At 69.9% G+C, this 24,582-nt stretch carries 21 protein-coding genes and 1 pseudogene; 15 read left to right on the forward strand and 7 right to left on the reverse strand.

What is annotated here, in order from left to right; all coding sequences use genetic code 11:
* Nucleotides 1-13: 13 nt before the first annotated feature.
* From ABB55_RS24385 to ABB55_RS24395, 3 genes are read right to left on the reverse strand one after another with little or no spacing between them, the layout of a single operon-like run.
* A complete protein-coding gene (locus tag ABB55_RS24385) occupies nt 14-1,057 on the reverse strand; it encodes an alcohol dehydrogenase catalytic domain-containing protein (protein ID WP_054361143.1) in 1,044 nt (347 codons plus the stop codon).
* Nucleotides 1,054-1,488 (reverse strand): Zn-ribbon domain-containing OB-fold protein, encoded by a 435-nt coding sequence (locus tag ABB55_RS24390; protein WP_054361144.1) that lies wholly within the window; start codon nt 1,486-1,488, stop codon nt 1,054-1,056. Before ABB55_RS24390 ends, ABB55_RS24385 begins: the two co-directional genes overlap by 4 nt.
* Nucleotides 1,485-2,618 (reverse strand): thiolase family protein, encoded by a 1,134-nt coding sequence (locus ABB55_RS24395; protein ID WP_054361145.1) that lies wholly within the window; start codon nt 2,616-2,618, stop codon nt 1,485-1,487. Before ABB55_RS24395 ends, ABB55_RS24390 begins: the two co-directional genes overlap by 4 nt.
* 330 nt (nt 2,619-2,948) lie before the next feature.
* On the opposite strand from ABB55_RS24395, the gene ABB55_RS24400 reads away from it, so the two are divergent.
* Complete coding sequence (locus tag ABB55_RS24400; RefSeq protein ID WP_054361146.1) at nt 2,949-3,818, forward strand: HTD2 family dehydratase; 870 nt, start codon at nt 2,949-2,951, stop codon at nt 3,816-3,818.
* A gap of 127 nt (nt 3,819-3,945) precedes the next feature.
* Here the strand turns inward: ABB55_RS24400 and ABB55_RS24405 are convergent, their stop codons facing one another.
* Nucleotides 3,946-4,830, reverse strand: a complete 885-nt coding sequence (locus tag ABB55_RS24405) for an SMP-30/gluconolactonase/LRE family protein (RefSeq protein ID WP_200912064.1) — start codon at nt 4,828-4,830, stop codon at nt 3,946-3,948.
* Between the two features lie 447 nt (nt 4,831-5,277).
* Here ABB55_RS24405 and ABB55_RS24410 point away from each other — a divergent pair, with 447 nt between their 5' ends.
* The 9 genes and pseudogenes from ABB55_RS24410 (at nt 5,278) to ABB55_RS24450 (ending at nt 15,432) form a co-directional block, all read left to right on the forward strand.
* Nucleotides 5,278-6,243: a branched-chain amino acid ABC transporter permease gene (locus ABB55_RS24410; protein ID WP_244472114.1), complete on the forward strand. Its 966-nt coding sequence runs from the start codon at nt 5,278-5,280 to the stop codon at nt 6,241-6,243.
* A 3-nt stretch (nt 6,244-6,246) separates the two neighbouring features.
* Complete coding sequence (locus tag ABB55_RS24415) at nt 6,247-8,052, forward strand: branched-chain amino acid ABC transporter ATP-binding protein/permease (protein WP_054361147.1); 1,806 nt, start codon at nt 6,247-6,249, stop codon at nt 8,050-8,052.
* A 34-nt stretch (nt 8,053-8,086) separates the two neighbouring features.
* Nucleotides 8,087-8,539: pseudogene (locus ABB55_RS31335) on the forward strand (ABC transporter ATP-binding protein); the annotation flags it as partial.
* Between the two features lie 253 nt (nt 8,540-8,792).
* Entirely contained in the window at nt 8,793-10,034 is a 1,242-nt protein-coding gene (locus tag ABB55_RS24425; protein WP_054361149.1) for an ABC transporter substrate-binding protein, read from the forward strand.
* Nucleotides 10,035-10,651: 617 nt separating this feature from the next.
* The gene (dctP, locus tag ABB55_RS24430; protein ID WP_160321314.1) at nt 10,652-11,671 is read left to right on the forward strand and encodes a TRAP transporter substrate-binding protein DctP; all 1,020 of its coding nucleotides are present in this window, start codon (nt 10,652-10,654) and stop codon (nt 11,669-11,671) included.
* A 152-nt stretch (nt 11,672-11,823) separates the two neighbouring features.
* Nucleotides 11,824-12,378, forward strand: coding sequence for a TRAP transporter small permease subunit (locus tag ABB55_RS24435; RefSeq protein ID WP_152982168.1), 555 nt, complete (start codon nt 11,824-11,826; stop codon nt 12,376-12,378).
* The gene (locus tag ABB55_RS24440; RefSeq protein WP_054361152.1) at nt 12,371-13,681 is read left to right on the forward strand and encodes a TRAP transporter large permease; all 1,311 of its coding nucleotides are present in this window, start codon (nt 12,371-12,373) and stop codon (nt 13,679-13,681) included. The genes ABB55_RS24435 and ABB55_RS24440 overlap by 8 nt, the downstream gene beginning before the upstream one ends.
* A gap of 14 nt (nt 13,682-13,695) precedes the next feature.
* Nucleotides 13,696-14,682, forward strand: a complete 987-nt coding sequence (locus ABB55_RS24445) for a quinone oxidoreductase family protein (RefSeq protein ID WP_054361153.1) — start codon at nt 13,696-13,698, stop codon at nt 14,680-14,682.
* A 156-nt stretch (nt 14,683-14,838) separates the two neighbouring features.
* Entirely contained in the window at nt 14,839-15,432 is a 594-nt protein-coding gene (locus tag ABB55_RS24450) for a DUF4286 family protein (RefSeq protein WP_054361154.1), read from the forward strand.
* A 169-nt stretch (nt 15,433-15,601) separates the two neighbouring features.
* On the opposite strand, the gene ABB55_RS24455 is transcribed toward ABB55_RS24450, so the two are convergent.
* Genes ABB55_RS24455 through ABB55_RS24465 form a run of 3 tightly spaced genes read right to left on the reverse strand, consistent with a single transcriptional unit; the run spans nt 15,602 to nt 19,403 of the window.
* On the reverse strand, nt 15,602-16,831 hold the full coding sequence (locus ABB55_RS24455; protein ID WP_054361155.1) for an acetyl-CoA hydrolase/transferase family protein: 1,230 nt from the start codon (nt 16,829-16,831) through the stop codon (nt 15,602-15,604).
* Nucleotides 16,828-18,021: a CaiB/BaiF CoA transferase family protein gene (locus ABB55_RS24460; RefSeq protein WP_200912065.1), complete on the reverse strand. Its 1,194-nt coding sequence runs from the start codon at nt 18,019-18,021 to the stop codon at nt 16,828-16,830. The genes ABB55_RS24455 and ABB55_RS24460 overlap by 4 nt, the downstream gene beginning before the upstream one ends.
* Nucleotides 18,018-19,403: an MmgE/PrpD family protein gene (locus tag ABB55_RS24465; RefSeq protein ID WP_054361157.1), complete on the reverse strand. Its 1,386-nt coding sequence runs from the start codon at nt 19,401-19,403 to the stop codon at nt 18,018-18,020. Before ABB55_RS24465 ends, ABB55_RS24460 begins: the two co-directional genes overlap by 4 nt.
* Nucleotides 19,404-19,725: 322 nt before the next feature.
* On the opposite strand from ABB55_RS24465, the gene ABB55_RS24470 reads away from it, so the two are divergent.
* Genes ABB55_RS24470 through ABB55_RS24490 form a run of 5 tightly spaced genes read left to right on the forward strand, consistent with a single transcriptional unit; the run spans nt 19,726 to nt 24,539 of the window.
* Nucleotides 19,726-20,904 carry a CaiB/BaiF CoA transferase family protein gene (locus tag ABB55_RS24470; RefSeq protein WP_054361158.1) on the forward strand — a complete coding sequence of 393 codons (1,179 nt, stop codon included), beginning with the start codon at nt 19,726-19,728 and terminating at the stop codon, nt 20,902-20,904.
* 5 nt (nt 20,905-20,909) lie between these two features.
* On the forward strand, nt 20,910-22,400 hold the full coding sequence (locus tag ABB55_RS24475; RefSeq protein ID WP_054361159.1) for an aldehyde dehydrogenase: 1,491 nt from the start codon (nt 20,910-20,912) through the stop codon (nt 22,398-22,400).
* A 28-nt stretch (nt 22,401-22,428) separates the two neighbouring features.
* Nucleotides 22,429-22,812 carry a carboxymuconolactone decarboxylase family protein gene (locus tag ABB55_RS31030; RefSeq protein WP_054361160.1) on the forward strand — a complete coding sequence of 128 codons (384 nt, stop codon included), beginning with the start codon at nt 22,429-22,431 and terminating at the stop codon, nt 22,810-22,812.
* A 25-nt stretch (nt 22,813-22,837) separates the two neighbouring features.
* Nucleotides 22,838-23,734, forward strand: a complete 897-nt coding sequence (locus tag ABB55_RS24485; protein WP_054361161.1) for an NAD(P)-dependent oxidoreductase — start codon at nt 22,838-22,840, stop codon at nt 23,732-23,734.
* Nucleotides 23,735-23,741: 7 nt separating this feature from the next.
* On the forward strand, nt 23,742-24,539 hold the full coding sequence (locus ABB55_RS24490; protein ID WP_054361162.1) for an N-acyl homoserine lactonase family protein: 798 nt from the start codon (nt 23,742-23,744) through the stop codon (nt 24,537-24,539).
* Nucleotides 24,540-24,582: the final 43 nt, after the last annotated feature.

Genomic DNA, 24,582 nt, shown 5'->3' on the forward strand with positions numbered 1-24,582 from the left:
GGCGCGGACCTCCTCAATGGGCCGGTTGCAGCACGAGCCGCCCGGCGACCGTGCCGGCCTCGACCCGCCGATGCGCCTCGCGCGCCTCGGTCAGGGGCAGACGGTCGGAGACGATCGGGGTCACGCCGCCCGCGGCGACGAGATCGAGGCAATGGACCAGCTGGTCGCGCGTCGTCGAGGTCGCCGACAGCATCGAGATGCCCTTCAGGAACAGCTGCGCCGGATTGAAGGGCACGAAATCGCCGGTGAGCTGGCCGATCAGGATCCAGCGCCCGCGGATGGCGAGCGACTTGCGGATCGGGTCGAACAGCAGGTTGCCGACATTGTCGACCACCACATCGACGCCGCGCCCCTTGGTCAGGGCCTTGACCTGGCGCGAGAAATCCTCGCCGCGCTCATGCACCACGACCTCGTGGGCGCCGAGTTCGGTAAGCCGCTCGGCCTTGGCCTTGGAGGTCGTCTGCGCGATCACCCGGGCGCCCTGCAGGCGGGCGAGCTGGATCGACGCCATGCCGAGCCCGCCGCCCGACCCGGTGACCAGCACGGTCTCGCCGATCTTGATGTTGCCGACATCGCGCATGGCGTTCCACACCGTGCCGAGCGTGCAGGCCGTGATCGCCGCCTGGTCGAGCGGAACCTCGTCGGGCACCAGGGCGACATTGTCGTCCTCGACGGCGACGAACTGAGCGTAGCCGCCGACGAGGCCCCAGTCGCCGAGGAACTTGCGATCGTCGCAGAGCGGCTCGTGGCCGGTCCGGCAATGGGCGCAGGATCCGCAGATGTGGTAGCGCTGCACCGTCGCGACCCGGTCGCCCGGCTTGAAGCCGCGGACGCCCGATCCGACATCGACCACCGTGCCGGCGATCTCGTGGCCGAGGATCACCGGCATCTTCACGCCGGCCTTGAGCGTGCCGTTGCGGGTGACGATGTCGTGGTAGCAGACCCCGCAGCTATCGACCCGGATGACCACGTCCTTGGCCGCCGCGACCGGATCGGGCACGTCGCGGTATTGCAGGACATCGACCCCGCCGGGGCCGTCGACCACCATCGCCTTCATGCCGCATCCCCCTCGATGAGCTTGAACTTCAGAACCGTCGCCTCGGCGTCGAGATCCTCGAACACGGCCGTCACGCGCTGGCCGGGGCGGATGTCGGCCGGCCTGGTGCCGACCAGGTTGGAGAAGAAGCGCGGGCCGTCGTCGAGCCGCACCTGCACCACCGCATAGGGCATCTCGCCGAGGAAGCCCGGGAAATAGGCCTTGTGGAAGACGCAGAAGGTCTCGACCGTGCCGGTGGCGCCGACCGCCTCCCAGGCGAAGGCGTCGGAATGGCACTCCGGGCAAAAGCGGCTGGCCGGGAAGCGGCGGTGGCCGCAGGCGGTGCAGCGCTGCACGCGGATCTCACGCTCGCGCAGGCCGAGCCAGAACGGGCGCTCCGGCCCGTCGAGACGGGGGCGCGGTTTCGGGGGCAGTCCGGTCGGCTGGCTCATGACGGGTCCCGCGAATAGACGATGGACGAACAGACCGGAGCGGCGGCGATATAGTGGACATTGGCCGCGTCGGAGACCTGGCGGTCGCCGCAATCGCCGCGCAGCTGGCGGACGGCCTCGACGTTGAGGGCCCAGCCCTGCATGTAGCTCTCGGAGAGATGGCCGCCGGAGGTGTTGGTCGGGTAACGCCGACCGAGCCGGAGGTGGCCTTCGGCGACGAAGGGGCCGCTCTCGCCGCGCCCGCAATAGCCGGCGCCCTCCAGGCTGAACATCACCGTCGGGGTAAAGTTGTCGTAGATCATCAGCGCCTGCATGTCGTCGCGGCCGAGCCCGGCCTCGCGGAAGCTGCGCCCGGTCACGGAGGCGACCGCGCCGTGCCAATAGTCCTCCGGCGGGAACATCGAATTGGCGAACACGGTCTGCAGGGCCGCGCCGCGGATATGCACCGGCGGGCGGGCGCAATCCCGGGCGTGTTCCGCGGTGGTGATGATCAGCGCGACGCCGCCGTCATTGATCAGGCAATAGTCGAGCAGCCGCAGCGGCTCGGCGATCATGCGCGCATTCATGTAGTCGTCGAGCGTGAACGGCTTGCGCATGACGGCCTGCGGATTGAGTCCGGCATGGTCGCGGAAGGTCATGGCCAGTTCGGCCAGATGCTCCGGCTTCGTGCCGTACTGAGCCATGTGGCTGCGCATCATCATGGCGTGGAAGGCGCCCGGCGAGGTCATGCCGTAGGGCCACCAGATGGCGCCGCCACCCGAGCCGTAGCTGTCGCTTTCCCCGCCATAGGCCGCACCGGCGGAGCGGCCGTTGTTGCCGTAGACCAGCGCCACCGTCCGGCAGCGTCCCGACAGCACCGCCTGCAGCGCCATCTCGATGCAGATCGCCGCGAACCGGCCGTGGCCGGGCGTGATCGTCACGAAGCTCGGATCGATCCCGGCGATCTCGCAGAAGCGCTGATAGTCCGGGATGCGGTTGACGATGATGCCGTCGAGATCGGCGAAGCCGAGCCCGGCATCCTTGAGGGCCTCGGTCAGGGCCCACATGCCGAGATCGTAGGCGTCGTATTCGGGCAACCGGCCATAGGCCGTCGTCCCCACACCGACCACTGCAGCGCGCGCCTGCGCCATGCCGCCATTCCTCCCATGGCCGAGGCTCCATCGGCCCCGGCGTCGTTTCGGTTCGGCAGACTGCGCCGGGAGGGCCGGGCGGCGAAAGGGCGGCGAAAGGGCGTCGGGCCGGTGGAGGCACGCCTCCGGATCCGCTTATCGCATTGATATTGATTGATGATCGGGTTGCTCGGGGTCGGCGGCCGAGGCGGTCGAATAGCAGTTATTCCCGGCTCTCGGCCTTTCGGGCTGCGCGCCGGCCGTCCTAGGGTCGGGACCACCGGCGCTCGCGCGCCTGGCCGGGATGCCTCGGGCGCCCGGAACGGCATTCGTTTCCGGACCGGAGGGGTCATGAGCCAGGAGACCGTCTCTCTCGCCGACTGGATCGGGCGGACGGAGACCCGCGAGGAGACCGCCAGCGCGCTGCTCGCCGAGCGCATCGCCGCCCTGCTCGATCACGAGCGGGCGCCTGAGGCCGGCGAGGCCTGGCCGGTCGCCTGGGTCTGGGCGCTGTTTCCGCCGGCGCTGCGGTCGGGCGAGATCGGTCCGGACGGCCATCGCCGGCGCGGCGGCTTCCTGCCGCCGGTGCCGCTGCCCCGGCGCATGTGGGCGGGCTCGACCGTCGAGGTGCGCCGGCCGATCCGGGTCGGAGAGCGGCTGACGCGGCGCTCCGAGATCCTCGACGTCGCCGACAAGACCGGCCGCTCCGGCCCTTTGGTCTTCGTCACGGTCGAGCACCGCATCACCGGCAGCGAGGGCGCCGATCTGACGGACCGGCACAGCATCGTCTATCGCGAGATCACCCCGACGCCGGAGCCCGAACGGCCGGCTCAGGATGTCGATCCGGCCGGCGTCGACCCCGGCTTCGTGCCGCTCTGGCAACGGCGGCTCGCGGCCGGGCCGGTGCTGCTGTTCCAGTATTCCGCGGTCACCTTCAACACCCACCGCATCCATTACGACGAGCCCTATTGCCGCGCGGTCGAGTTCTATCCGGGCCTCGTCGTGCACGGACCCCTGATCGCGACCGGACTTGCCGACCTGGTCGAGGCGAATGCGCCCGGCCGTTTCGTGCAGGCCTTCACGTTCCGGGCGCTGGCACCCGTCTTTGCCCCGGCCGAGGTGACCTTCCTCGGCCGTGCCGACGGCGACGCCTTCTCGGCCGCAGCCGTCTGCGGCAACCGCGTCGTCATGCGCATGGACGGCCGGACGGCCCCGCGCTGAACCGGCCCCGCGTTGAACCTGCACCGCGCTGAACCCGCATGGCGGCGCGGGCGGCGCCCTGGAACGGGCGCGACCCGCACGGCGGTTCTCCGACCCGCGTGGCGGTCCTGAGACCCGCGCGTGATCCTCAGCCCCAGACCGGCTCCGGCAGGCCGGCGACGGAGACCTCCGCGGCCAGGAGCGCGCCGGCCATCGGCTCGGCGGCGAGGCGGTCGGGCGGCAGGCGGAAGCGGGCGGTGGTGATGAAGAGGGTCTTCAGGTCCGGCCCGCCGAAGGTGCAGTGGCTCGGCCGGGAGACCGGCGTCGGCACGATCCGGTCGAGGCGCCCGTCGGGGGCGAAGCGGGCGAGGCAGCCGCCGTCGAAGCGGGCGTTCCAGAGGAAGCCCTCGGCGTCGACGCTGGAGCCGTCCGGTTCGCCCGGAATGGCGGACGTGTCGGCGAAGACGCGCCGGTTCGACGGGATGCCGGTATCGAGATCCCAGTCATAGGCGAAGATCAGCTTGGTCCGGCTGTCGCCGAGATAGAAGGTGCGGCCGTCTGGGCTCCAGGCGATCGAGTTCGGCAGCCAGATGTCGGCATCCTGCAGCAGCGTCACGGAGCGGTCCGGGTCGACCCGCCAGAGCCGGCCGTTCGGGCCGGTCAGCATCTTGTCCATGCTGCCGACGACGAAGCGACCGCGCGGGTCGGTGCGCCCGTCATTGAGCATGTTGCCGGGCCGGTCGGCCTCCGGCGAGGCCAGCCGCTCGAAGGTTCCGGCTTCGGGTTCCCACAGGCCGAGCCCGCCGCGCCCGGCGGTCAGCATGCCGCCCGACGCGCGCAACGCCCAGGAGCCGAGCTTCTCCGGCGGCGTCCAGCTGGTCACGGCCCCGGTGGCGGGTTCGAACCGGTGGCAGCCGGGCTTCATGATGTCGATCCAGGTCAGCGTGCCCGCGGCCGCGTCCCAGAGCGGCACCTCGCCGAGCACGTCGGCCGTGTCGGCCACCGCCCGCATCTCGCCCGTAGCAATCGGCATCGCGTCTCTCCCCTGACCGGCCGGTCCGCGGCGTTGCGCCAGGCGACCGATAAATCCGTTCGTTTCCAGTGGCTTGGTGCCGTTCCGGCCGATCCCGATGGCGCTCAGGCGCCCGGTCCGGAACGATGGCGGAGGTTAGTCCGAGGGCCGCAGAGGAGCCCTACATATCAGATATACCCCCTACCCAAATTGACACTGGAGACGCCCGCCAGAACACTCCCAGTAAAAGAGCCGGACCAGACAATAGAAGCCGGCGGTAGGGGTCTACCGGAGCAGTTCTCGCCAAGAGGGCAACCGGAACTATGACCTGCTGGGAGGAATGATGTCGCAAATGCTGGGTGACGCCGGCCGCGCCGGGCGCGGCCCCGGGCGGCCGCGCAATGCCGCCTGTCCCGGACAACCGGATCGGCGCGCCGCCGGTTCTTCACGATCGGGAGGGCGCACCGCGTGAGCCCAGGCCTGATCCTTCTCGAGAATTTCCTGCAGGCGCTCGCCGCCGGGCTGATGGTCGGCTGCCTCTACGGCCTGATGTGCACCGGCCTCGGCATGATCTTCGGCGTCATGCGCGTCATCAACTTCGCCCAGGGCGACCTGATGATGCTCGGCATGTATGCGGCCTGGTACCTGTTCACCGGCTTCGGCCTGCTGGCGGTGCTCGGTCCCTATGCCGGGCCGATCGTCGGGGCGATCATGGCCGGTCCGATCCTGTTCGTGGCCGGCTGGTTCATCCACCGCTTCCTGGTCTCGCGGGTGACCGGCGTCAAGGTCGCCAGCACCGAGGGGGCCGGGCACTATGCCCAGCTGATCCTGACGTTGGGCGTGGCTCTGATCCTGCAGAATGGCGGCCTGATCCTGTTCGGCTCGGAGCCGCGCTCGGTGCGGACCCCACTGTCGTCGAGCGCCTGGGAGATCGGGCCGCTGATCGACAACGACTTCGTCAGCGTGTTCCTGAACCAGGGCCGGGCCGTCGGGGCGGTGGTCTCGATCGCCGTCACGGTCGCGCTGTTCCTGTTCGTCTCGCGCAGCCGTCTCGGCAAGGCGCTCCGGGCGGCGGCCGACAATCCGGAAGCGGCCGTCTATATGGGCATCGATGTCGACCGCGCGCATCGCGTCGCCTTCGCGGTCGGCACCGGCGTGACGGCCATCGCCGGCGGCCTGGTGGCGATCTACTACCCGTTCCAGCCCTATGTCGGGCTCGAATTCGTCATCGTCATGTATGCGGGCGTGGTGCTCGGCGGGCTCGGCTCGATCACCGGCGCCTTCTGGGGCGGCATGCTGATCGGGCTCGTCCAGCAGCTCTCGACGCTGATCCTGCCGGTGCAGCTGCAGAACACGGCCATCTTCGTGGTCTTCCTGGGGGTGATCTTCCTGCGCCCGCAAGGCCTGTTCGGCCGCAACGTGGAGAGGGTCTGAACCATGAACCGCCGCAAGACCCTCGGCCGCTCGCTCGTCGTCCTCGCCCTGCTCGCCGCCGTCTACGGGGCGGCGGTGGTTCTGGTCAGCGACCAATACTACCAGCTCATGCTGACCCTGGTCGCCGTCTGGGCGATCATGGGCATCTCCTGGAACGTGCTGTCGGGCTATTCCGGCCTCGTCTCCTTCGGCCATGCCGCCTTCTTCGGGCTCGGCGCCTACACGGTGGCGCTCGGCTCGGTGCATTTCTCGCTGTCGCCCTGGCTGACCATTCCGGCCGCCGGGCTGGTCGGCGCGGCCGCCGGCATCCTGGTCGGCCTGCCGACCTTCCGCCTGCGCGGCCACTACTTCGCCCTGGCGATGCTCGCCTATCCGCTGGCGCTGCTCTACGTGTTCGAATGGCTCGGCTACCAGGAGGTCGCCATGCCGATGCGCCGCGAGGCGCCGGCCCTCTACATGCAGTTCGCCGATGCGCGCGTGCTGTCGATGATCGCCGGGCTCCTGCTGGTCGCCGCCATCGTCGCCTCGCTCCTGATCGAGACCTCGCGCTTCGGCATGGCGCTGATCGCCATCAAGCAGAACGAACTGGCCGCGGAAGGCGCCGGCATCGAGACGCGCAAGTGGAAGCTGCGCGCGATCGCCATCTCGGGCGGCATCGCCGGCATGGTCGGCGGCTTCTATGCGGTCGTGCTGATCGTCGTCACCCCGCCGAGCGTGTTCGGCATGCTGACCTCGGCGCAGGCGCTGATCGTCGCCCTGTTCGGCGGCATCGGGACCGTCTGGGGCCCGGTCATCGGCGCCGCCTTCCTGATCCCGCTGTCCGAGACCCTGCATGCCGAACTCGGCAACGTGCTGCCGGGCATCCAGGGCGTGGTCTTCGGCGTCGCCATCGTGGGCGTGATCCTGCTCGCCCCGGAGGGCATCTTCTGGCGCATCCGCGACATGCTGCAGGCCCGCAAGGCCCCGGTCGAACCGGCCCCTGCCGAACCGGCGCCGGCGGACCGGCCGATGCCCGACAACGTCGTGCCGATCCCGGCGGGCGGTCGCGACGGCGCCTCGGGCGGCGCCGGCACGGGCGGCCGCGTCATGCTCGAAGTGCGCGGCGTGTCGAAGAATTTCGGCGGCCTCCGGGCGGTCCGCGAGGTCTCCTTCACGGTGCCGGAGGGCGCGGTGATCGGCATCATCGGGCCGAACGGCGCCGGCAAGACGACGCTCTTCAACTGCCTCAACGGCTTCCAGATCCCCTCGGCCGGCGAAGTGCTGTTCGAGGGTCAGAACCTGGTCGGCCTGCCGCCGAGCGCGGTCTGCCGCAAGGGCATCGGGCGCACCTTCCAGGTCGCCCGGCCGTTCACCCGGCTGAGCGTGCTGGAGAATGTGCTGGTCGGCGCCTATGCGGGCGCCGCCGACGACGCCACGGCCGAGCGCAATGCCCGCGAGGCCCTGACGCTGGTCGGGCTCGGCGGCAGCGCCGACCGGATCGCCGGCGGCCTCGCCAACAAGGAACAGCGGCTGATGGAACTGGCCCGTGCGCTGGCCGGCAAGCCGAAGCTCCTGCTCCTCGACGAGACCCTCGCGGGTCTTGGGGCGGCGGAGGTCGAAGACATGGTCAACGTGATCCGGCGTCTCAGCCGGACCGGCCTGACCATCGTGATCATCGAACACACCATGCAGGCCATGGTCCGCCTCGCCGACCGCTTCATCGTGCTCGACCACGGCGCGCTCCTCGCCGAGGGGCGGCCGCAGGACGTGACGCGGGACCCGGCGGTAATCGAGGCCTATCTGGGCAAGAGGTGGCGCGAACGTGCTTGAGATCCGTGATCTGGAGGCCGGCTACGGCGGCGTGATGGCGCTGGCGGGCGTGACCCTGTCGGTCGCGGCGGGCGAATTCGTCTCGGTCGTCGGCCCGAACGGGGCCGGCAAGACCACATTGTTCAAGACCGTCTCGGGCACCGTGGCGGCGCGGGCCGGTTCGATCCGGTTCGAGGGGCAGGATCTGCTCGCCGTGCCGGCGCATCAGCGGCCGCATCTCGGCATCGCCCATGTGCCGGAGGGCCGGCAGGTGTTCCCCTCGCTCTCGGTCGAGGAGAACCTGCAGATGGGCGCCTTCACGGAGGCCGGCCGGCGCGATTGGGCGGCCAATATCGAGTACATCTACCGGCTGTTCCCGATCCTTCTGGAGCGTCGGCGCCAGCTGGCCGGCACGCTCTCCGGCGGGCAGCAGCAGATGGTCGCCATCGCGCGCGGCCTCGCCTCGTCGCCCAAGCTCCTGCTGCTCGACGAGCCCTCGATGGGCCTCGCCCCGACGGTCGCCGACCAGATCTTCGACGCGGTCGTCGAAATCCGCCGCGCCCGCAACCTCACCGTCGTGCTGGTCGAGCAGCGCGCCGTGGAAGCCCTGGAATCCTGCGATCGCGGCTACGTCCTGGAGACCGGCCGCGTCGTCCTGTCGGGCGGCCAGAACGAGCTTCTGTCCGACGACCGCATCCGCAAGGCCTACCTGGGCATGTGACCCGGGATCAACAGCGAAGACAGCACCATTGGGAGGATCCATGACCACGAGACGCACGGTTCTGAATGGGATACTGGCGGCATCCGGTGCCGCGCTCCTCTCCTCGACCAGCCGGATGGCCTTCGCCCAGGCGCCCGCCGAGGTCAAGGTGGCGCTGATCGCGCCGCTGTCCGGCCCCTGGGCCCGCCAGGGCGAGCTGATGAAGAAGGGCGCCGAACTGGCGGTCGCCGACATCAACGCGGCCGGCGGCGTCAAGGCGCTCGGCGGCGCCAAGGTCACGCTGGTGCTGTTCGACGCCGGCGATTCGACCGAGAAGGCCAAGAACGCGGCCCAGCGCATGGTCGCCCAGGAACCCGATCTGGTCGGCGTGACGGGGGCTTGGCTGTCGTCCTTCACGCTCGCGGTGAGCGAGGTCACCGAGCGCGCCGAACTGCCGATGCTGACCCTGTCCTATGCGGACTCGATCACCTCGCGCGGCTACAAGTACATCTTCCAGATGTCGCCGACCGGCGGCCGCCAGGCCCAGGACGCGCTCCCGGCCCTGATGGACGTGGCCGAGAAGGCGACCGGCAAGCGGCCGGCGACCACCGGCATCATCGCCGACAACACGGCCGCGTCGGTGTCCTTCGCCAAGCCGATGCGCGACGGCGCCTTCGAGAAGTCCGGCATCAAGGTTCTGTTCGACGAGACCTTCACGCCGCCGCTCGCCGACGCCACCGCGCTGATCCAGCAGGCGCGTTCGAAGCGGCCGGAATTCCTGCTCATGCTCGGCACCAGCGTGCCGGACGACAAGCTGCTCCTGGAGAAGGTCAACGAGTTCAATCTCGGCAAGGGCCGCATGCCGATCATCGGCTCCGGCGCCCATATGGGCACGCCGGAACTGCTCAAGAATATCGGCCCCGACCTGCTCGAAGGCGTCATGACGGTCGTCGGCAACTGGGGTGCCAAGGGCCAGGAAGGCATCATCGATCGCTTCAAGAAGGCGACCGGCGAGCCCTGGATGACGCAGGATTCGATCTGCGCCTATGGCGACGTGATGACCATCATCCGCGCCGTCGAGGAGGCCAAGAAGGCGGACCGCAAGGCCGTCGCCGAGGCCCTGCGCAAGATGGACATCACCGACGGTCCCGCCCTGTTCTACCCGGGCAACCGCATCCGCTTCGACGAGACCGGCAAGCGCATCGACGCCAAGCTGATCATCGTGCAGTGGCAGAAGGGCGAACCGGTGCCGATCTATCCGCCGGCCTCCGCCACCGCCGAGCCGATCTGGCCGAAGCGCTGACCGGAGCCGATCCATCGACACGTCCTGGGGGCCGCGCGAGCGATCGTGCGGCCTTCCGCCGTCTGAGGACCGCATGGTGTTGCGGCCGGCGTCAGGGGAGCACGCGCCGCGGCTGCGGTCCCGCGCCGCCCGCCCGGTGGCAGCGCCGCCATCCTCCTGCATCGGCGCCCGACGGCCCGCCGCGGCGGCCTTGGTCCCACGCCGCATCCTCTAGTTTCGACACCTGATCCGCTCCGGCGCAGATCATGGTCGTGCCGGCAGTGCCCGGGCGAGCGCCGGTCTGGCGTCGGTGCCGGGCGCCCGGTGCTGTTGGAACCGCCACGAAATCCGCCGACTTTTTGCCATCCGGCAGGCGCATAACTGTTTGCCGCCGGACGGAGGACGGCCCTTTCGATGCGGGATTGCAGCGCTTTTCGGTCCCGGTCCGGGTGACCCGGAGCGATGCATAGTGTCGACACTCGTTGACGATCCGGCGAAAGGATGAAACACTTCCCGGCATCCGAACCGGACTGGCTCGCCCGTCCCGTCAGACCCGCCGGCGCGGCCGCCCGCACCGAACGGCAGCGGCCCGCGAGAGGCCGATCCGGTTCGCCAAGAAAAGCACTCGGGAGGACATGATGAAGAGCCTGAAGACGCTGATCGGAACACTTGCGGTTTCGCTGCTTTGTGCGGGCACGGCGACCGCCGAGCGCCTGAAATACGGCGACTACATGCCCCAGGGCGCCAACGAGTATTCGCGCACCGCCGAATGGATGGGCAACGAGATCAACAAGCGTGCCGCCGGCAAGCATTCCGTCACCATGCTGTGGGGCGGCACGGTGGTGAAGGTCGGCGAGGTGCCGACGGCGGTCGAGAACAAGATCATCGATATCGGACCGCTGGTCACGCCCTACTTCCCCGACCAGTTCCCGATCAACAACGCCATCCCGTTCTTCTGGCCGCAGCCCAAGACCCAGGCCGAGCTCGGCAAGCTGATGCTCAAGTGGCACGGCGAGCATCCCGAGTTCGCCGCCGAGCTGGCCAAGTACAAGCTCAAGCTGGTCAGCGTCCGTCCGCTGCCGAGCTACGGCATCATCTGCACCAAGCCGGTGCGCACGCTGGCCGACTTCAAGGGACTGCGCATCCGTTCCTACGGCATCGCGCTGCCGGCCATGCTGGAAGCGCTCGGCGCCGTGCCGGTCTCGATGGCCGATGTCGACGGCTACGAGGCCCTCTCCAACGGCATTCTCGACTGCTCGCCCGGCGACCCGCCGCTGACCGTCGGCTGGAAATGGGCCGACGTCGCCAAATACTACATCGATGTCCCGATGGGCGCCTCCTGGGGCCACATCCTGGTCATGAACATCGACAAGTACAATGCTCTCCCTGAAGACCTGAAGAAGATCATCGACGACATGAAGGAGGACTATCTGAACGAGTTCCTCCGCGTCTATGCCAAGTCGATCGAGGATACCCGCGCAGCCTGGAAGGCCAACGGCAAGGTCGAGGTGATCGCCTTCCCGAAGGACGACTTCCTCAAGGCGACGCTCGAGAACGCCAAGGTCCAGTCGGTGCGCGCCAGCTGGATCACCCGAGCGACCAAGGCCGGCATGCCCGAGGCGACGGCCAAGAAGGTGGTCGACGAACTGACCAAGTGATCCTTGCTGCGCCGGCCCGTGGCCTGCGGCCCGCCGGAGCCCGACCGGATCGGATGGCCTCATCCGATCGACCGGGGGCTCCGGTTCGTGGCGGCAGGCTGCGGACGGTGCGGTGATCGTGCCGTCCGTCCCTCGTTTAGCGGAGCGTCCTCTTGAAGCGGACCATCCTTCGATTGCGGCGCGCCTTCGGCCGCGTCCTCCTCGGTGCAACGCTGCTGTCCGGCGTGATCTGCTTCGTGATGATGTGGCTGATCGACGCCAACGCCCTGTCGCGCAAGATCTTCAACGCTCCCGTACCGGGCGGCGTCGAACTGACCCAGTCGCTCCTGACCGCGTCGATCATGCTGCCCTTCGGCTATGTGCTGTTTCGCGGCGAACATGTGAACACCGTGTTCCTGACCTCGCGCTTTTCGAAGGCGGCGAACCGGTTTCTGTATCTGTTCTGGATGACGGTCGGCTTCCTGCTGTTCTGCGCGGTCGCCTACGGGTCGTTCAACTTCGCCCTGCGCTCCTATGCCATGAACGAGCAGGTCTGGGGCGCCACGGTGCGCTTCCCGCTCTATCCCGCCAAATTCGCCGTGACGGTCGGCGCGGTCCTGATCGCCGTGCAGTTCGCCCTGGAAGCCCTGGTCGCCCTGTTCGCCCATAGCGACGGCGATCTGTCCGCGGCGATGCCCGATCACGAGAAGGACCACCTGCATGTCTGACGTGACGATCGGCTTCATCGGCGCGGTCGCCATGCTGGCCGCGATCTTCCTCGGCGCGCCGATCATGGTCGCCCTGACCACCGTCGGCTTCCTCGGCCTGACCGTCCTGACCGGCTTCGCCCCGGCGCTGACCGTGCTCGGCACGCTCTATTTCGAGACCGTCAACAGCTTCCACTTCAGCGTCATCCCGATGTTCCTGCTGATGGGCTTCTTCGCCATGCAGGCCGGCATCGGCAACGACCTGTTCGATGCCTGCACCAAATGGCTCGGCCGGCTGCCCGGCGGCCTGGCGGTCGCCACCACGGGCGCGGCGGCGGCCTTCGGCGCGGCGTCGGGCTCCAGCGTCGGCTCGGCCATGCTGTTCACCAAGCTGGCCCTGCCGGAAATGGCCTCGCGCGGCTACAACAAGGGCTTCGCGGCGGCCTGCATCGCCATCGCCGGCACGCTCGCGGTGCTGATCCCGCCGAGCGCCCTGATGGTCGTCTACGGCATCCTGACCAATTCCTCGATCGGCGAACTGCTGATCGCCGGCATCATCCCCGGCATCGTCTTCGCGACCCTGATCGGCCTGACCATCCTGGTCGTCTCGATGATCAAGCCGGCCTATGCGCCGCGCTTCCGCGAACGCTTCACCCTTCGCGAGATGCTCTGGTCGCTGCGCCTGATCGCGCCGCTCTTCACCGTCATCGTGGTGATGATCGGCGGCCTCTATGGCGGCTATTTCACGCCGACCGAAGGCGGCGGTATCGGCGCCCTGGTGACCTTCCTGATGGCGGTGGTGCGCAACCGCGGCATCGACATCAAGGCGCTCTCCAAGACCCTGCTCGACACCGTGACGCTGACCGCGATGATCTTCGCCATCATCATCGGCGGGCTGCTCTTCGCCCGGTTCCTGGCACTGTCCGGCGTCTCCGACGAGATCAAGGACATCCTGAGCAATTCCGGCCTGTCGGTCTGGACCGTCCTGTTCCTGGTCACCATCATCTACCTGATCTTCGGCATGCTGATGGATGCGCCCTCGCTGCTCGCCATCTCGCTGCCGATCACCCATCCGGTCATGATGGGCCTCGGCTTCGACCCGCTCTGGTTCGGCGTCTATGTCATCGTGCTGGCCGAGATCGGCGCGATCACGCCACCGGTCGGAATGAACTGCTTCGTCGTCAAGGGGGCGGCCGGCAACCTGGTCACGCTCGAGGAGATCTTCCGCGGCCTGTGGCCCTTCATCGGCACCTGCGCGCTGATGCTGCTGCTCCTGGTCCTGTTCCCGCAGATGGCCCTCTATCTGCCCCAATCCATGCGCTGATCGGAACCCGTCCCATGAAAGCCGTCCGTATCCACGCCTATGGCGGGCCGGAACAACTCCGCTACGAGGATATCGACCTCGCTCCGCCGGGCCCCGGCGAGGCGCTCGTCCGGCACCGGGCGATCGGCGTCAACTTCGCCGACCTGCACAACCGCGAGGGCCGCTACCCGGTCCCCTCGCTGCCGCATGTGCTGGGCGGCGAGGCGGCCGGCGTGGTCGAGGCGCTCGGCCCGGGCACCGAGGGCCTGCGCGTCGGCGACCGCGTCGCCTATGCGGCCGGCGGTCCGAAATTCGCGCCCGGCTCCTATGCCGAGGCGCGGCTCTTCCCGGCCGACCGGCTGATCCCGCTGCCCGACGAGATCGACGACGTGACGGCGGCTGCGCTGTTCACCAAGGGCCTAACGGCGCAGTACCTGATCCGCAGCGTCTTTCCGGTCGGCCCCGGCCAGACCATCCTGGTCCATGCCGCCGCCGGCGGCGTCGGCCTGCTGCTCTGTCAATGGGCCGCCCATCTCGGCGCCCGGGTGATCGGCGTGGTCTCGACGCCCGAGAAGGCCGCCGTCGCGCGCGCCAACGGCTGCCGGCATGTCATTCTCGCCGGCGACCCCGACATTCCCGGCCGGATCCGTTCGCTGACCGCCGGCGAGGGCGTGCCGGTCGTCTATGACAGCGTCGGCCACGACACGTTCGAACTCTCGCTCGACTGCCTGAAGCCGCGCGGGCTGATGGTCTCCTTCGGCACCGCCTCCGGCAAGGTTCCGCCGCTCGATCTCTTCACGCTGAACCGCAAGGGTTCGCTGTCGGTGACCAGCGCCGCCTTCGCCTGGTTCGTGCAGAGCCGCGAGGAACTGCGCGCCCGTGCCGCCGACGTGATCGACGCGGTCCTGTCCGGGGTGGTCAAGGTGCATGTCCACAGCCAGGTGCCGCTGGCGGAGGCCGCGGAAGCCCACCGCGCGCTCGAGTCCCGCCGCACCATCGGCGCCACGGTTCTGATCCCGTGATCCCCTGAGTCCGGCGGCTGCGGAAAACGACCGCCGGACCTCGCCGCGAGGGCGGTCTCCGGCCCTCCGCACCACGAGACCTTCGCTTCGCCGTGGCGGCCCGTTGCATCCGCATCCGGGCCGCCGGCATGACCGCTCCAACCCAAAAGGTGTCCCATGCCGAACAAGGGCCTTCTCCTGGTGATGATGCAGGCCTCGCCGGACTTCGAGGACGAGTTCAACGCCTGGTACGATACCGAACACGTGCCCGAGCGCCTTGCCGTGCCGGGCATCACCACAGCGCATCGCTTCGAGGCCGAGAACGGCTGGCCGAAATATCTCGCGCTCTACGATCTCGATTCCGTCGCCGTGCTCGACAGTCCGGCCTATGCGCGCGTCTCCGGAGCCAATAACGGCCCCTGGACCCGGCGCGTGCTGTCGCGCGTCGACGCCCGGCGCATCGTCTGCGAGCAGATCGGCCCGGGTTCGGAGGCGGTCATTGCGTCCCCGCGCGTCGCCGTCCTGCGCTTTACCGGCGTGCCCGAGACCGCCCGACCGGAGATCGCGGCCGGGCTCGCCCGATCGTTCGGCGGCATGCCCGGCATCCGGCAGGTCCGCCTGTTCGCCGATGTCGAGACGGCCGGGACCCTCTTCGCGGTCGTCGCCGGGACCCTGCCGCCGCTGGCGATCTTCGACCCCGCCGCCTTCGGCACCTGGCAGGACGCCATCGATCTCACCAACGGCTATACCGCCCGCGTCCCGCGGCCGTGACGGCGCGACGGGTCCGGCACGCCCGTTGATGGCCCGGCTGTTCCCTTGGCTCCGGTCGGAGGGAAGGGAACAGCCGGGCATGCGATCGGGGGCCGCGCGGTGACGCGAATCCCGAGGGAAGGCCTCCGGCTCAAGCCACCGCTTCGGGACGGCTTGCGCTCCGGACGGTTCACATCCGGCGGCGCAGCGCCTGCCAGGCTTCGGCGAGGGCGGGGCGGGCGGCCGGGTCGGCGATGGCGATCAGGGCTTCGGCGATGCGGTCGACGGGCAAGCCGGCGATGACGGCGGCGCCATGCTCGGTGACGACGCAGTCGACCTCGCCATAGGCGAGCGAGACCGGGCCGGGCGACAGCGTCGGCACGATGCGCGAGACGGTGCCGCGGGCCGCGGTCGAGATCAGCGCGACGATCGCGCGGCCGCCGGCCGAGCGGCGTGCGCCGCGGGCGAAATCGCCGAGGCCGCCGCGACCGCCGGCCATGCGCGGGCCGATCCGTTCGGCATTGACCTGGCCGAACAGGTCGACCTCGATGGCGAAATTGATGGCGTGGAAACGCGGCAGGGCGGCCAGCACAGCCGCATCGTGGGTGTGGCCGATCGGGCGGAAGCGGACACGGGGATCGGCGGCGGCGCGCTGCAGGAAGGCGCGCGGGCCGACCGCAACGCCGGTGGTGACCGCGTCGACCGCGCCGGCTTCGACCAGATCGAGCACCCGCTCGCCGATCAGGCCGGCATGGATCGACAGGCCGCGCCGATCGGCGAGTTCGGCCAGCACCGCCTGACCGAGCCGGCCGATGCCGACCTCGACCACCGCGCCGTCGCCGACCAGACCGGCGACATGGCCGGCGATCGCGGCGGCGACGGCACCGGGCGGGGCGGGCTCGGGCTCGACCAGCGGGTCGTCGACCGCGACCAGCGCATCGAAGCGGTCGACGGGCAACAGGATGCCGTCTGAGGCCGGCGGCATGGCCGGATTGACGAGGCCGATCAGCCGGGCCCGGCCGGCGGCGAGGTCCGGAATCACGTCCTGCGCGACGCCGAGCGAGACCATGCCGGCCTCGGGCGGCGCGACGGTCGCGAAGGCGAGATCGACATGGGCGGCGAGATGCGCCGGGATGGCCGAATAGTCGATCGGGACATGGCGGTAGCGGCCGGCCTCGTAGGCCGCCCGGGCGCTGTCGGGCACGAAGAAGCCCTCGATCGCGGCGTTGGGCACGCGGGCGGCGATGTCCGCCCGGTTGACGCCGGGAATCGCGCAGGAGACGAAGCGCACGCCATCGGCGCGGTCCGGATCGGCGGCGAGCGCGTCGATCACGGCGGTCGGCTCGCCGGCGGCTCCCGGGATCAGCACGGTCGTGCCCGGCCGGATGCGGTCGAGCGCTGCGGCCAGCGGGGACGTCATCCGATCGCCCCGTCGCGCGCCAGGCCGGCGATCGCTTCGGCCGAATAGCCGAGTTCGGCGAGAACCTCGCCATTGTGCTCGCCGAGGCCCGGCGGCGGCCGGGTGACGGCGCCGGGCGTGGCCGAGAACTTGACCGGGAAGCCGAGCTGCGGGATGCGGCCCTCGACCGGGTGGTCGATCTCGAACACCATCTCGCGGGCGCGCATCTGCGGGTCGGCGGCAGCCTCGGCGAAGCTGTTGACCGGGCCGGCGGAGATGTCGGCCTGCCACAGCCGGGCGACCCATTCGTCCCGCGATGCGGTCGCGAAGGCCTCGGTCAGGATGGCATGCGCGCGGGCGGCGTCCTCCGGGCCCGGGAAGGGTTCGGCCGGCAGGTCGTCGCGGCCGAGAAGCTGGCGCAGGCGCAGCCAGAAATGATCCTCGATGATGCCGAGGGTCAGGTATTTCCCGTCGGCGCAGCGGTAGATCTCGTAGGGCGCCGAGCCGCCGGCATTGCGATATTCGCCGCCGCGCGGCTCGTGGCCGGCATAGAGCCATTCGGCCATGTGGGAGACCATCAGCGCCATGGCGCCGTCGGTCATCGACACGTCGACGAACTGGCCTTCGCCGGTCGTCGTGCGGGCGAGCAGCGCCGCCAGGATGCCGTAGACCGCCATCAGGCTGCCGCCGGCAATGTCGGCGATCAGCGGGCCGGGCACGAAGGGGCCGGTTGTGCGCCGCGACATCAGCTGCAGCATGCCGACGATGCCGAGATAGTTCATGTCGTGGCCGGGCACCAGCCGGTAGGGGCCGGTCTGGCCGTAGCCCGACAGCGCGCAATAGATGAGCCGCGGATTGATCGCCCGGAGCGCGGCGTCGCCGACGCCGAGCCGGTCGGCGACGCCCGGCCGGAAGCCCTCCAGCACGACATCGGCGCCCGCCGCCAGCTTCTCGACGATGGCCCGGCCCTCGGGCTTCTTGAGGTCGACCGTGATCGAGCGCTTGTTGCGGTTGGAGATCAGGAAGACGCCGGAATCCCTTGTCCCCATGGGCGGAAAGTCGCGCATCGGGTCGCCGGTGCCGGGCTGCTCGACCTTGATCACGTCGGCGCCGAGATCGCCGAGCATCTGGGCGGCGAGGTTGCCGGGCAGCAGGCGGGCGAGTTCGATCACCCGGATGCCGGCGAGCGCGCCGGGCCGCGGCACGCTCACGAGGCCACCGCGAGATCGGCCAGCGCGGCGGCATCGCCGCCCCCGGCGAGGCCGTCGATGGCGGCAACCAGGGCATCGGCCCGCGCGGCACCGAGCCGGTTCGCGGCGGCGGCCCGGAGGCGCTCGCGGACACCGGCGCGATCAACCGCGGTCACGTCGTCGCGCCGGGCGGAGACGCGGCGGCCGTCGTCGAGCGTCACCGTGATGCCGGCGCCCTGGCGGTCCGGATAGGCGGCCTCGAAGGCCGGATCGACGGCGAGTTCGGTCAGCCCGGCGAGGCGCAGCACCGCCGGATCGTCGAGCCGGACATAGTTCGCCTCCTCGACCGCACCGCGCACCAGCGTCGCCGCGATCGCATACTGGATGCTCATCTTGGCTTCCAGGATGCCGGGGAAGGGGCCGGACCGGTCGCAGCCGGGATAGCGCAGGGCGGGCGTGAAGCTGGCCACCTCGATGCGCACGACGCGGTCCGCGGTGACGCCCTGGCGGACCAGATCGAGCGCCACCTGACAGGGCGTCTGCACGTAGTTGCAGGCCGGCGCCGGCTTCCAGTAGACCGACAGGATCTCGTAGTGGCCGTCGCCGAGCGGTTCGATGCCGGCGGTACGGTCGCGCCGGCCATGGGCGGCGAACAGGCCAGCGCGGCCGTCGATGGCGGTCGGCGACGCGAAGGCGCCGGTCATGGCGAGGTGCACGGCGGTGACGGCCGAACGGGCCGCGAAGCCGGCATGGAAAAAGACCTCGGTGCCGCCGGCCCAGGGCCATTCGTTGACGCCGGCCGCGCAATTGGCGGCGAAGCCGATCGCCGCCACGGTCTCGGCCTGCGACAGGCCGAGGAGCCGACAGCCGGCGGCGGCCGCGCCGATCGCCCCGACGGTGCCGGTCGGGCGAAGCTTGGCGGCGAGATCGGCATCGAACAGGGCGCGGCCGACCCGGGCACCGATTTCGTAGCCGGCGACCGCGGCGGCGATCAGGTCCGGACCGGCGATCCGGCGTCCGGCCGAAAGCGCCAGGAGGGTCGGCCAGACCACCACGCCGAGATGCGAGCAGGCCGGGACATGCATGTCCTCGCGGATCAGGCCGTGGCCGAGCGTGCCGTTGGCGAAGGCCGCCTCGCCGGCGCCGAGTGCCACTTCGGTGCCGATCACCCGCGCCGGGCCGGCCGGCTGCATGGCCGCATAGGCGGCGATCTGCCGGCCCCAGGGCAACGGCCGGGCTTCCAGCACGCAGCCGAAGAAATCGGTCAGGCAGCCGGTCGCCTTGTCGACGACCGGGGCGGGGAGCGATCCGAACTCGGCGGCCCGTGCGAAGGCAGCGAGCCGTTCGGCGACGGGGGGCGCGTTTTCGACGGCGGCGGCGGCGCGGCCGGGCAAGGCAGCCATGGCGGATCTCCCTGAGGGTGACGGAGCCGGCAGCGGGCGGGGCGTGCCGCCGGACCGGCGCGAAGACCGCACGCGCGGGGTCCGGCCAGCGACGGCGCGGACCCCGCCCGGCGGGAGGCTTCGCGAGGGGGGGCCGGCTCTTCCGACCGGTCTCCGCCCGGCCGACAGTCTCGGCGATGCGGACCGGTCGAGGAAATCCGGCCGGGCGGCATAACAGGTTTCGCATCGGCGGGGATGGCCGCTGGCCCGGCGGCTAGCGGAGACTTCGCCGATCCCGACGGATGCCCGCCGGCTGTCCCGTCCCCGCCGATCCGAGGTGTCGATGTCCGAACCCGTCGCTCCCCGCCGATGCGCCGATGCCGCTTCGGGTCTCGGGCGGGAGCTCGACGGCATGCTGGTGGTTTCGATCGAGCAGGCGGTCGCGGCACCCTATTGCGGGCTGCTGCTCGCCGATGCCGGCGCGCGGGTGATCAAGGTCGAGCGGCCGGGCGGCGATTTCGCGCGGGGCTACGACCGGCTGGCGGCCGGGCAGAGCGCCTATTTCGTCTGGCTGAACGGCGGCAAGCAGTCGGTCGTGCTCGATCTCGACCGGGCGGACGATTTCGCCCTGCTCGACGCGATGCTCGCCCGGGCCGACATCTTCCTGCACAACCTCGCCCCGGGCGCGCTGGAGCGGCGCGGACTGACCGGCGAGCGCCTGCGCCGCACCAATCCGGGCCTCGTCACCTGCGAGATCACCGGTTACGGCCGCGATGGTCCCTATGCGGCGATGAAGGCCTACGACCTGCTGGTCCAGGCGGAGACCGGGCTCTGCGCGGTCACCGGCAGCGCCGAGGCGCCCGCACGGGTCGGGGTCTCGATCTGCGACATCGCCACCGGCCAGACGGCCTTCTCGGCGATCCTGCGCGCGCTCCTCTTGCGCGGACGCACCGGGCGGGGCTGCGACCTGTCGATCGCCATGTTCGACGTGCTGGCCGACTGGATGAACGTGCCGCTCCTCGTCCAGCGCCACCAGGGCCGGCCGCCGGCGCGCGTCGGCGTCGCCCACGCCACCCTGGCGCCCTACGGGCTCTATGCCGCCGCCGACGGCGAGGACATCCTGATCGCGGTCCAGAACGAGCGCGAATGGGTCGCGCTGGCGACCCGGGTGCTCGGCCGGCCGGATCTCGCGACCGATCCGCGCTTCTCCGACAATTCCGCCCGGGTCGCCAACCGGGTCGCGCTGACGATCGAGATCGAGGCGGTCTTCGGCCGGTATCGCCGCGACGCGCTGATCGCCCTCCTGACGGAGGCCGGGATCGCCTGCGCGCGGCTGAACACGGTCGCCGATCTCGCCCTTCACCCGCAGCTGCGCGAACGGACCGTCTCGGCCGGTCCGGTCGAAATCGATCTCGCCGCCCTGCCGGTCGGGACGGGCGCGCATCTCGGGCGGGTGCCCGATCTCGACGAGCATGGCGCCGCGATCCGCGCCGAATTCGCCGCCATGGCGGCGCTGGGGTGAGGCCGATGAAGACCTATCAGCTCTATATCGACGGCCGCTTCGTGGATGCCGAGGGCGGCCGGACCTTCGAGACCGTCGATCCCTATCGCGGCGAGGTCTGGGCCCATGTCGCCCATGCGGGCGCGGCCGATGTCGACCGGGCGGTCCAGGCCGCCGACGCGGCGCGGCGCGGCGAATGGGGCCGCATGTCGGCCTCGAAGCGCGGCCGGCTCCTGATGCGGCTCGCCGACCTGATCGAGGCCGAGGCGCCGCGGCTTGCCGAGATCGAGGTGCGCGACAACGGCAAGCTCTATGCCGAAATGTCCGGCCAGACCCGCTACATCGCGGAATGGTATCGCTATTTCGGCGGCCTGGCGGACAAGATCGAGGGCGCCGTGATCCCGTCGGACAAGGCCGACGTGCTCAACTTCACCCGCCTGGAGCCGGTCGGCGTGGTGGCCATGATCACGGCCTGGAACTCGCCCCTCATGCTCCTGACCTGGAAGCTCGCCGCCGCGCTGGCGGCCGGCTGCACGGCGGTGATCAAGCCGTCCGAGTTCACCTCGGCCTCGACCTTGGAATTCATGCCGCTGTTCGAGCAGGCCGGCTTCCCGCCGGGCGTCGTCAACACGGTGACCGGGTTCGGGGCGGATACCGGCGCGGCGCTGGTCTCCCACGACAAGGTCGCCAAGGTCGCCTTCACGGGCTCGGATGCGACGGGACAGAAGATCTACGAGATGGCCGCGCGCGGCATGAAGCAGGTCTCGCTCGAACTCGGCGGCAAGTCGCCCAACATCGTGTTTGAGGATGCCGACCTGGAGGCCGCCGTGATGGGGGCGATCTCGGGCATCTTCGCCGCCACCGGCCAGACCTGCATCGCCGGCTCGCGCCTGCTGCTGCAGCGCTCGATCCACGACCGCTTCATGGAGCGCCTGATCGAGGTCGCCCGTTCGGCCCGGATCGGCGATCCGATGAGCCCGGATACCCATGTCGGCCCGGTCACCACGCCGCCGCAATACCGCAAGGTGCTCGACTATATCGAGATCGCCAAGCAGGAGGGCGCGCGCTGCGTCTTCGGCGGCAAGCCCTATACGGGCGAGGGCGCCTGGGTCGAAGGGCGCACGGGCGGCCAGTTCGTCGAGCCGACCATCTTCACCGAGGTGCGCAACGATATGCGCATCGCGCAAGAAGAAGTGTTCGGGCCGGTGCTCGCCGTCATCCCGTTCGACGACGAGGCCGATGCGATCCGCATCGCCAACGACGTGAAGTTCGGCCTCGCCGCCGGCGTCTGGACCCGCGATCTCGGCCGCGCCGTGCGGCTGTCCGAGCGGCTCGAGGTCGGCATGGTCTGGGTCAATACCTACCGGATGGTCAGCTACACGTCGCCCTTCGGCGGCGTGAAGCGCTCCGGCATCGGCCGCGAGAGCGGCATGGAGTCGATCCGGGAATGGCTGCACGTCAAGTCGGTCTGGTTCGCCGCCTCGTCGAGCGTCGCCAATCCCTTCATCATGCGTTGAAGACAACAGAAATCAGGGAGGAACAGTCATGGATCAGGCCACCTACGAGAAGGGTCTCGCCATCCGCACCGCGGTGCTCGGCAAGGACTATGTCGAGAATGCCATCAAGACGGCGGACGACTTCAATCGGCCGCTGCAGGAACTGGTCACCGAATATTGCTGGGGCGCGGTCTGGGGCCGCGACGGCCTCGACCGCAAGACGCGCAGCTTCCTCAACCTGGCGATGCTGTCGGCGCTCAACCGGCCGCACGAGATCGAAGTCCACGTCAAGGGTGCGCTCAACAACGGGCTGTCGCGGGCCGAGATCTGCGAAGTCTTCCTGCAGGTCGCGATCTATTGCGGCGTGCCGGCGGCGGTCGATTCCTTCCGCATCGCGCGCAAGGTCTTCGCCGAGATCGACGGCAAGAAGTGAGCGGACGCGGGGAGGGAACAGCATCATGGCGCACGAGATCGGCTTCATCGGCCTCGGCAATATGGGTACGCCGATGGTCCGGCGTCTCATCGCCGCCGGCCACCGTCTGATCGTCACCGACGTCCGGCCGGAGACCGCCCGGGCGCTGGAGGCCGAGGGCGCGCGCGCCGTCGGCTCGGCCAAGGAGGTCGCCGACGCGGCCGAGACCGTGATGGTCTCGCTGCCCTTCCCGAAGGTGGTCGAGGAGGTCGCCGCGGCGGTCGCGGAGGGCTCCCGCGTGCGCCGCTTTGTCGACCTGTCGACGACCGGCTCGATCACCTCGCAGCGCGTGGCGGCGATGCTCGCCACCAAGGGCATCGTCCATCTCGACAGCCCGGTCTCCGGCGGCATCGCCGGGGCCGTCAACGGCACGCTCGCCGTGATGGTGTCGGGTCCGCGCGCCGACTACGACCTGATCCAGGACGCGCTCGGCCAGATCGGCAAGCTGTTCTTCATCGGCGAGAAGACCGGCATCGCCCAGACCATGAAGCTCGCCAACAACCTCCTGTCCGCGACCGCCCTGGCGGCGACCTCGGAGGCGGTCGTGATGGGCGTCAAGGCCGGCATCGACCCGGCCGTGATGATCGACGTGATCAATACCGGCTCGGGCCGCAATTCGGCCTCGCAGGACAAGTTCCCGCGCTCGATCCTGCCGCGCACCTTCGATTTCGGCTTCGCGACCGGGCTCCTCTACAAGGACCTCAAGCTCTGCATGGAGGAGGCCGAGGCGCTCGGCACGCAGATGTGGGTCGGCATGGCGGTCAAGCAGATGTACCAGCTCTGCAACAACCTGCATGGCGCGGGCTCGGACTTCACCGAGATCGTCAAGGTGCCGGAGGCCTGGGCGGGCGTCGAGGTCGGCCCGGTGCCGAAGAAGGGCTGAACGGGCCATGCGCGACGACCAGTACCGCATCCACATGATCCGCTATGCCCGCTCGGACCGGAACCGGCCGGCCAACTTCTTCGGCGGCGATCCGCACGACACGCCGATGCCGATCGACTATTTCGTCTGGGTACTCTCCAACGGTGCCCGCACGATCGTGGTCGATACCGGCTTCGACGAGGCGGTCGGGCGGCGCCGGCAGCGGGAGACGATCCACCCGGTCGGGGAGGGGTTCCGCGCGATCGGGCTCGATCCCGGCACGGTCTCCGACGTGATCGTGACGCACATGCATTACGACCATGCCGGCAACCACGACCTCCTGACGGGCGCACGCTACCACGTGCAGGATTGCGAGATGGCCTATGTCACCGGCCGCTGCATGTGCCACCACCTGCTGCGCCACCCCTTCGAGGAGGAGGACGTGGTCGCCATGGTGCGCAAGGTCTATCAGGGCCGGGTCGAGTTCCACGACGGCACCGGCACGGTCGCGCCGGGCGTCACCGTCCACAAGGTCGGCGGCCATTCGCGCGGGCTGCAGATCGTCCGCGTCGAGACCGAGCGTGGCCCCGTCGTGCTCGCCTCGGATGCCTCGCACTATTACGAGCATATCGAGAACGACCGCGCCTTCTCGGTGCTGGTCGATCTCTCCGAACTGCTCGAGGGCTACCGCACCATCCGCAAGCTCGCCCCGAGCATGAAGCATGTCGTGCCCGGCCACGATCCGGCGGTGTTCGACCGCTACCCCGCCGCCGGCCCCGGCCTCGAAGGCTGGGCGATCCGGGTCGACCTGGAGCCGAACCGGTAGCCCCTCGGATCGCCGGCTAACGCCCGGTCTGGGATGTGACAAG

This window comes from Prosthecodimorpha hirschii, from assembly GCF_001305515.1.
GTDB classification, from domain to species: domain Bacteria; phylum Pseudomonadota; class Alphaproteobacteria; order Rhizobiales; family Ancalomicrobiaceae; genus Prosthecodimorpha; species Prosthecodimorpha hirschii.

Coding starts and splice junctions, on each gene's coding strand:
- ABB55_RS24385 (WP_054361143.1), bottom strand. CDS start 1,057: ATGAAGGCGATGGTGGTCGACGGCCCCGGCGGGGTCGATGTCCTGCAA.
- ABB55_RS24390 (WP_054361144.1), bottom strand. CDS start 1,488: ATGAGCCAGCCGACCGGACTGCCCCCGAAACCGCGCCCCCGTCTCGAC.
- ABB55_RS24395 (WP_054361145.1), bottom strand. CDS start 2,618: ATGGCGCAGGCGCGCGCTGCAGTGGTCGGTGTGGGGACGACGGCCTAT.
- ABB55_RS24400 (WP_054361146.1), top strand. CDS start 2,949: ATGAGCCAGGAGACCGTCTCTCTCGCCGACTGGATCGGGCGGACGGAG.
- ABB55_RS24405 (WP_200912064.1), bottom strand. CDS start 4,830: ATGCCGATTGCTACGGGCGAGATGCGGGCGGTGGCCGACACGGCCGAC.
- ABB55_RS24415 (WP_054361147.1), top strand. CDS start 6,247: ATGAACCGCCGCAAGACCCTCGGCCGCTCGCTCGTCGTCCTCGCCCTG.
- ABB55_RS24425 (WP_054361149.1), top strand. CDS start 8,793: ATGACCACGAGACGCACGGTTCTGAATGGGATACTGGCGGCATCCGGT.
- dctP (WP_160321314.1), top strand. CDS start 10,652: ATGAAGAGCCTGAAGACGCTGATCGGAACACTTGCGGTTTCGCTGCTT.
- ABB55_RS24440 (WP_054361152.1), top strand. CDS start 12,371: ATGTCTGACGTGACGATCGGCTTCATCGGCGCGGTCGCCATGCTGGCC.
- ABB55_RS24445 (WP_054361153.1), top strand. CDS start 13,696: ATGAAAGCCGTCCGTATCCACGCCTATGGCGGGCCGGAACAACTCCGC.
- ABB55_RS24450 (WP_054361154.1), top strand. CDS start 14,839: ATGCCGAACAAGGGCCTTCTCCTGGTGATGATGCAGGCCTCGCCGGAC.
- ABB55_RS24455 (WP_054361155.1), bottom strand. CDS start 16,831: ATGACGTCCCCGCTGGCCGCAGCGCTCGACCGCATCCGGCCGGGCACG.
- ABB55_RS24465 (WP_054361157.1), bottom strand. CDS start 19,403: ATGGCTGCCTTGCCCGGCCGCGCCGCCGCCGCCGTCGAAAACGCGCCC.
- ABB55_RS24470 (WP_054361158.1), top strand. CDS start 19,726: ATGTCCGAACCCGTCGCTCCCCGCCGATGCGCCGATGCCGCTTCGGGT.
- ABB55_RS24475 (WP_054361159.1), top strand. CDS start 20,910: ATGAAGACCTATCAGCTCTATATCGACGGCCGCTTCGTGGATGCCGAG.
- ABB55_RS31030 (WP_054361160.1), top strand. CDS start 22,429: ATGGATCAGGCCACCTACGAGAAGGGTCTCGCCATCCGCACCGCGGTG.
- ABB55_RS24485 (WP_054361161.1), top strand. CDS start 22,838: ATGGCGCACGAGATCGGCTTCATCGGCCTCGGCAATATGGGTACGCCG.
- ABB55_RS24490 (WP_054361162.1), top strand. CDS start 23,742: ATGCGCGACGACCAGTACCGCATCCACATGATCCGCTATGCCCGCTCG.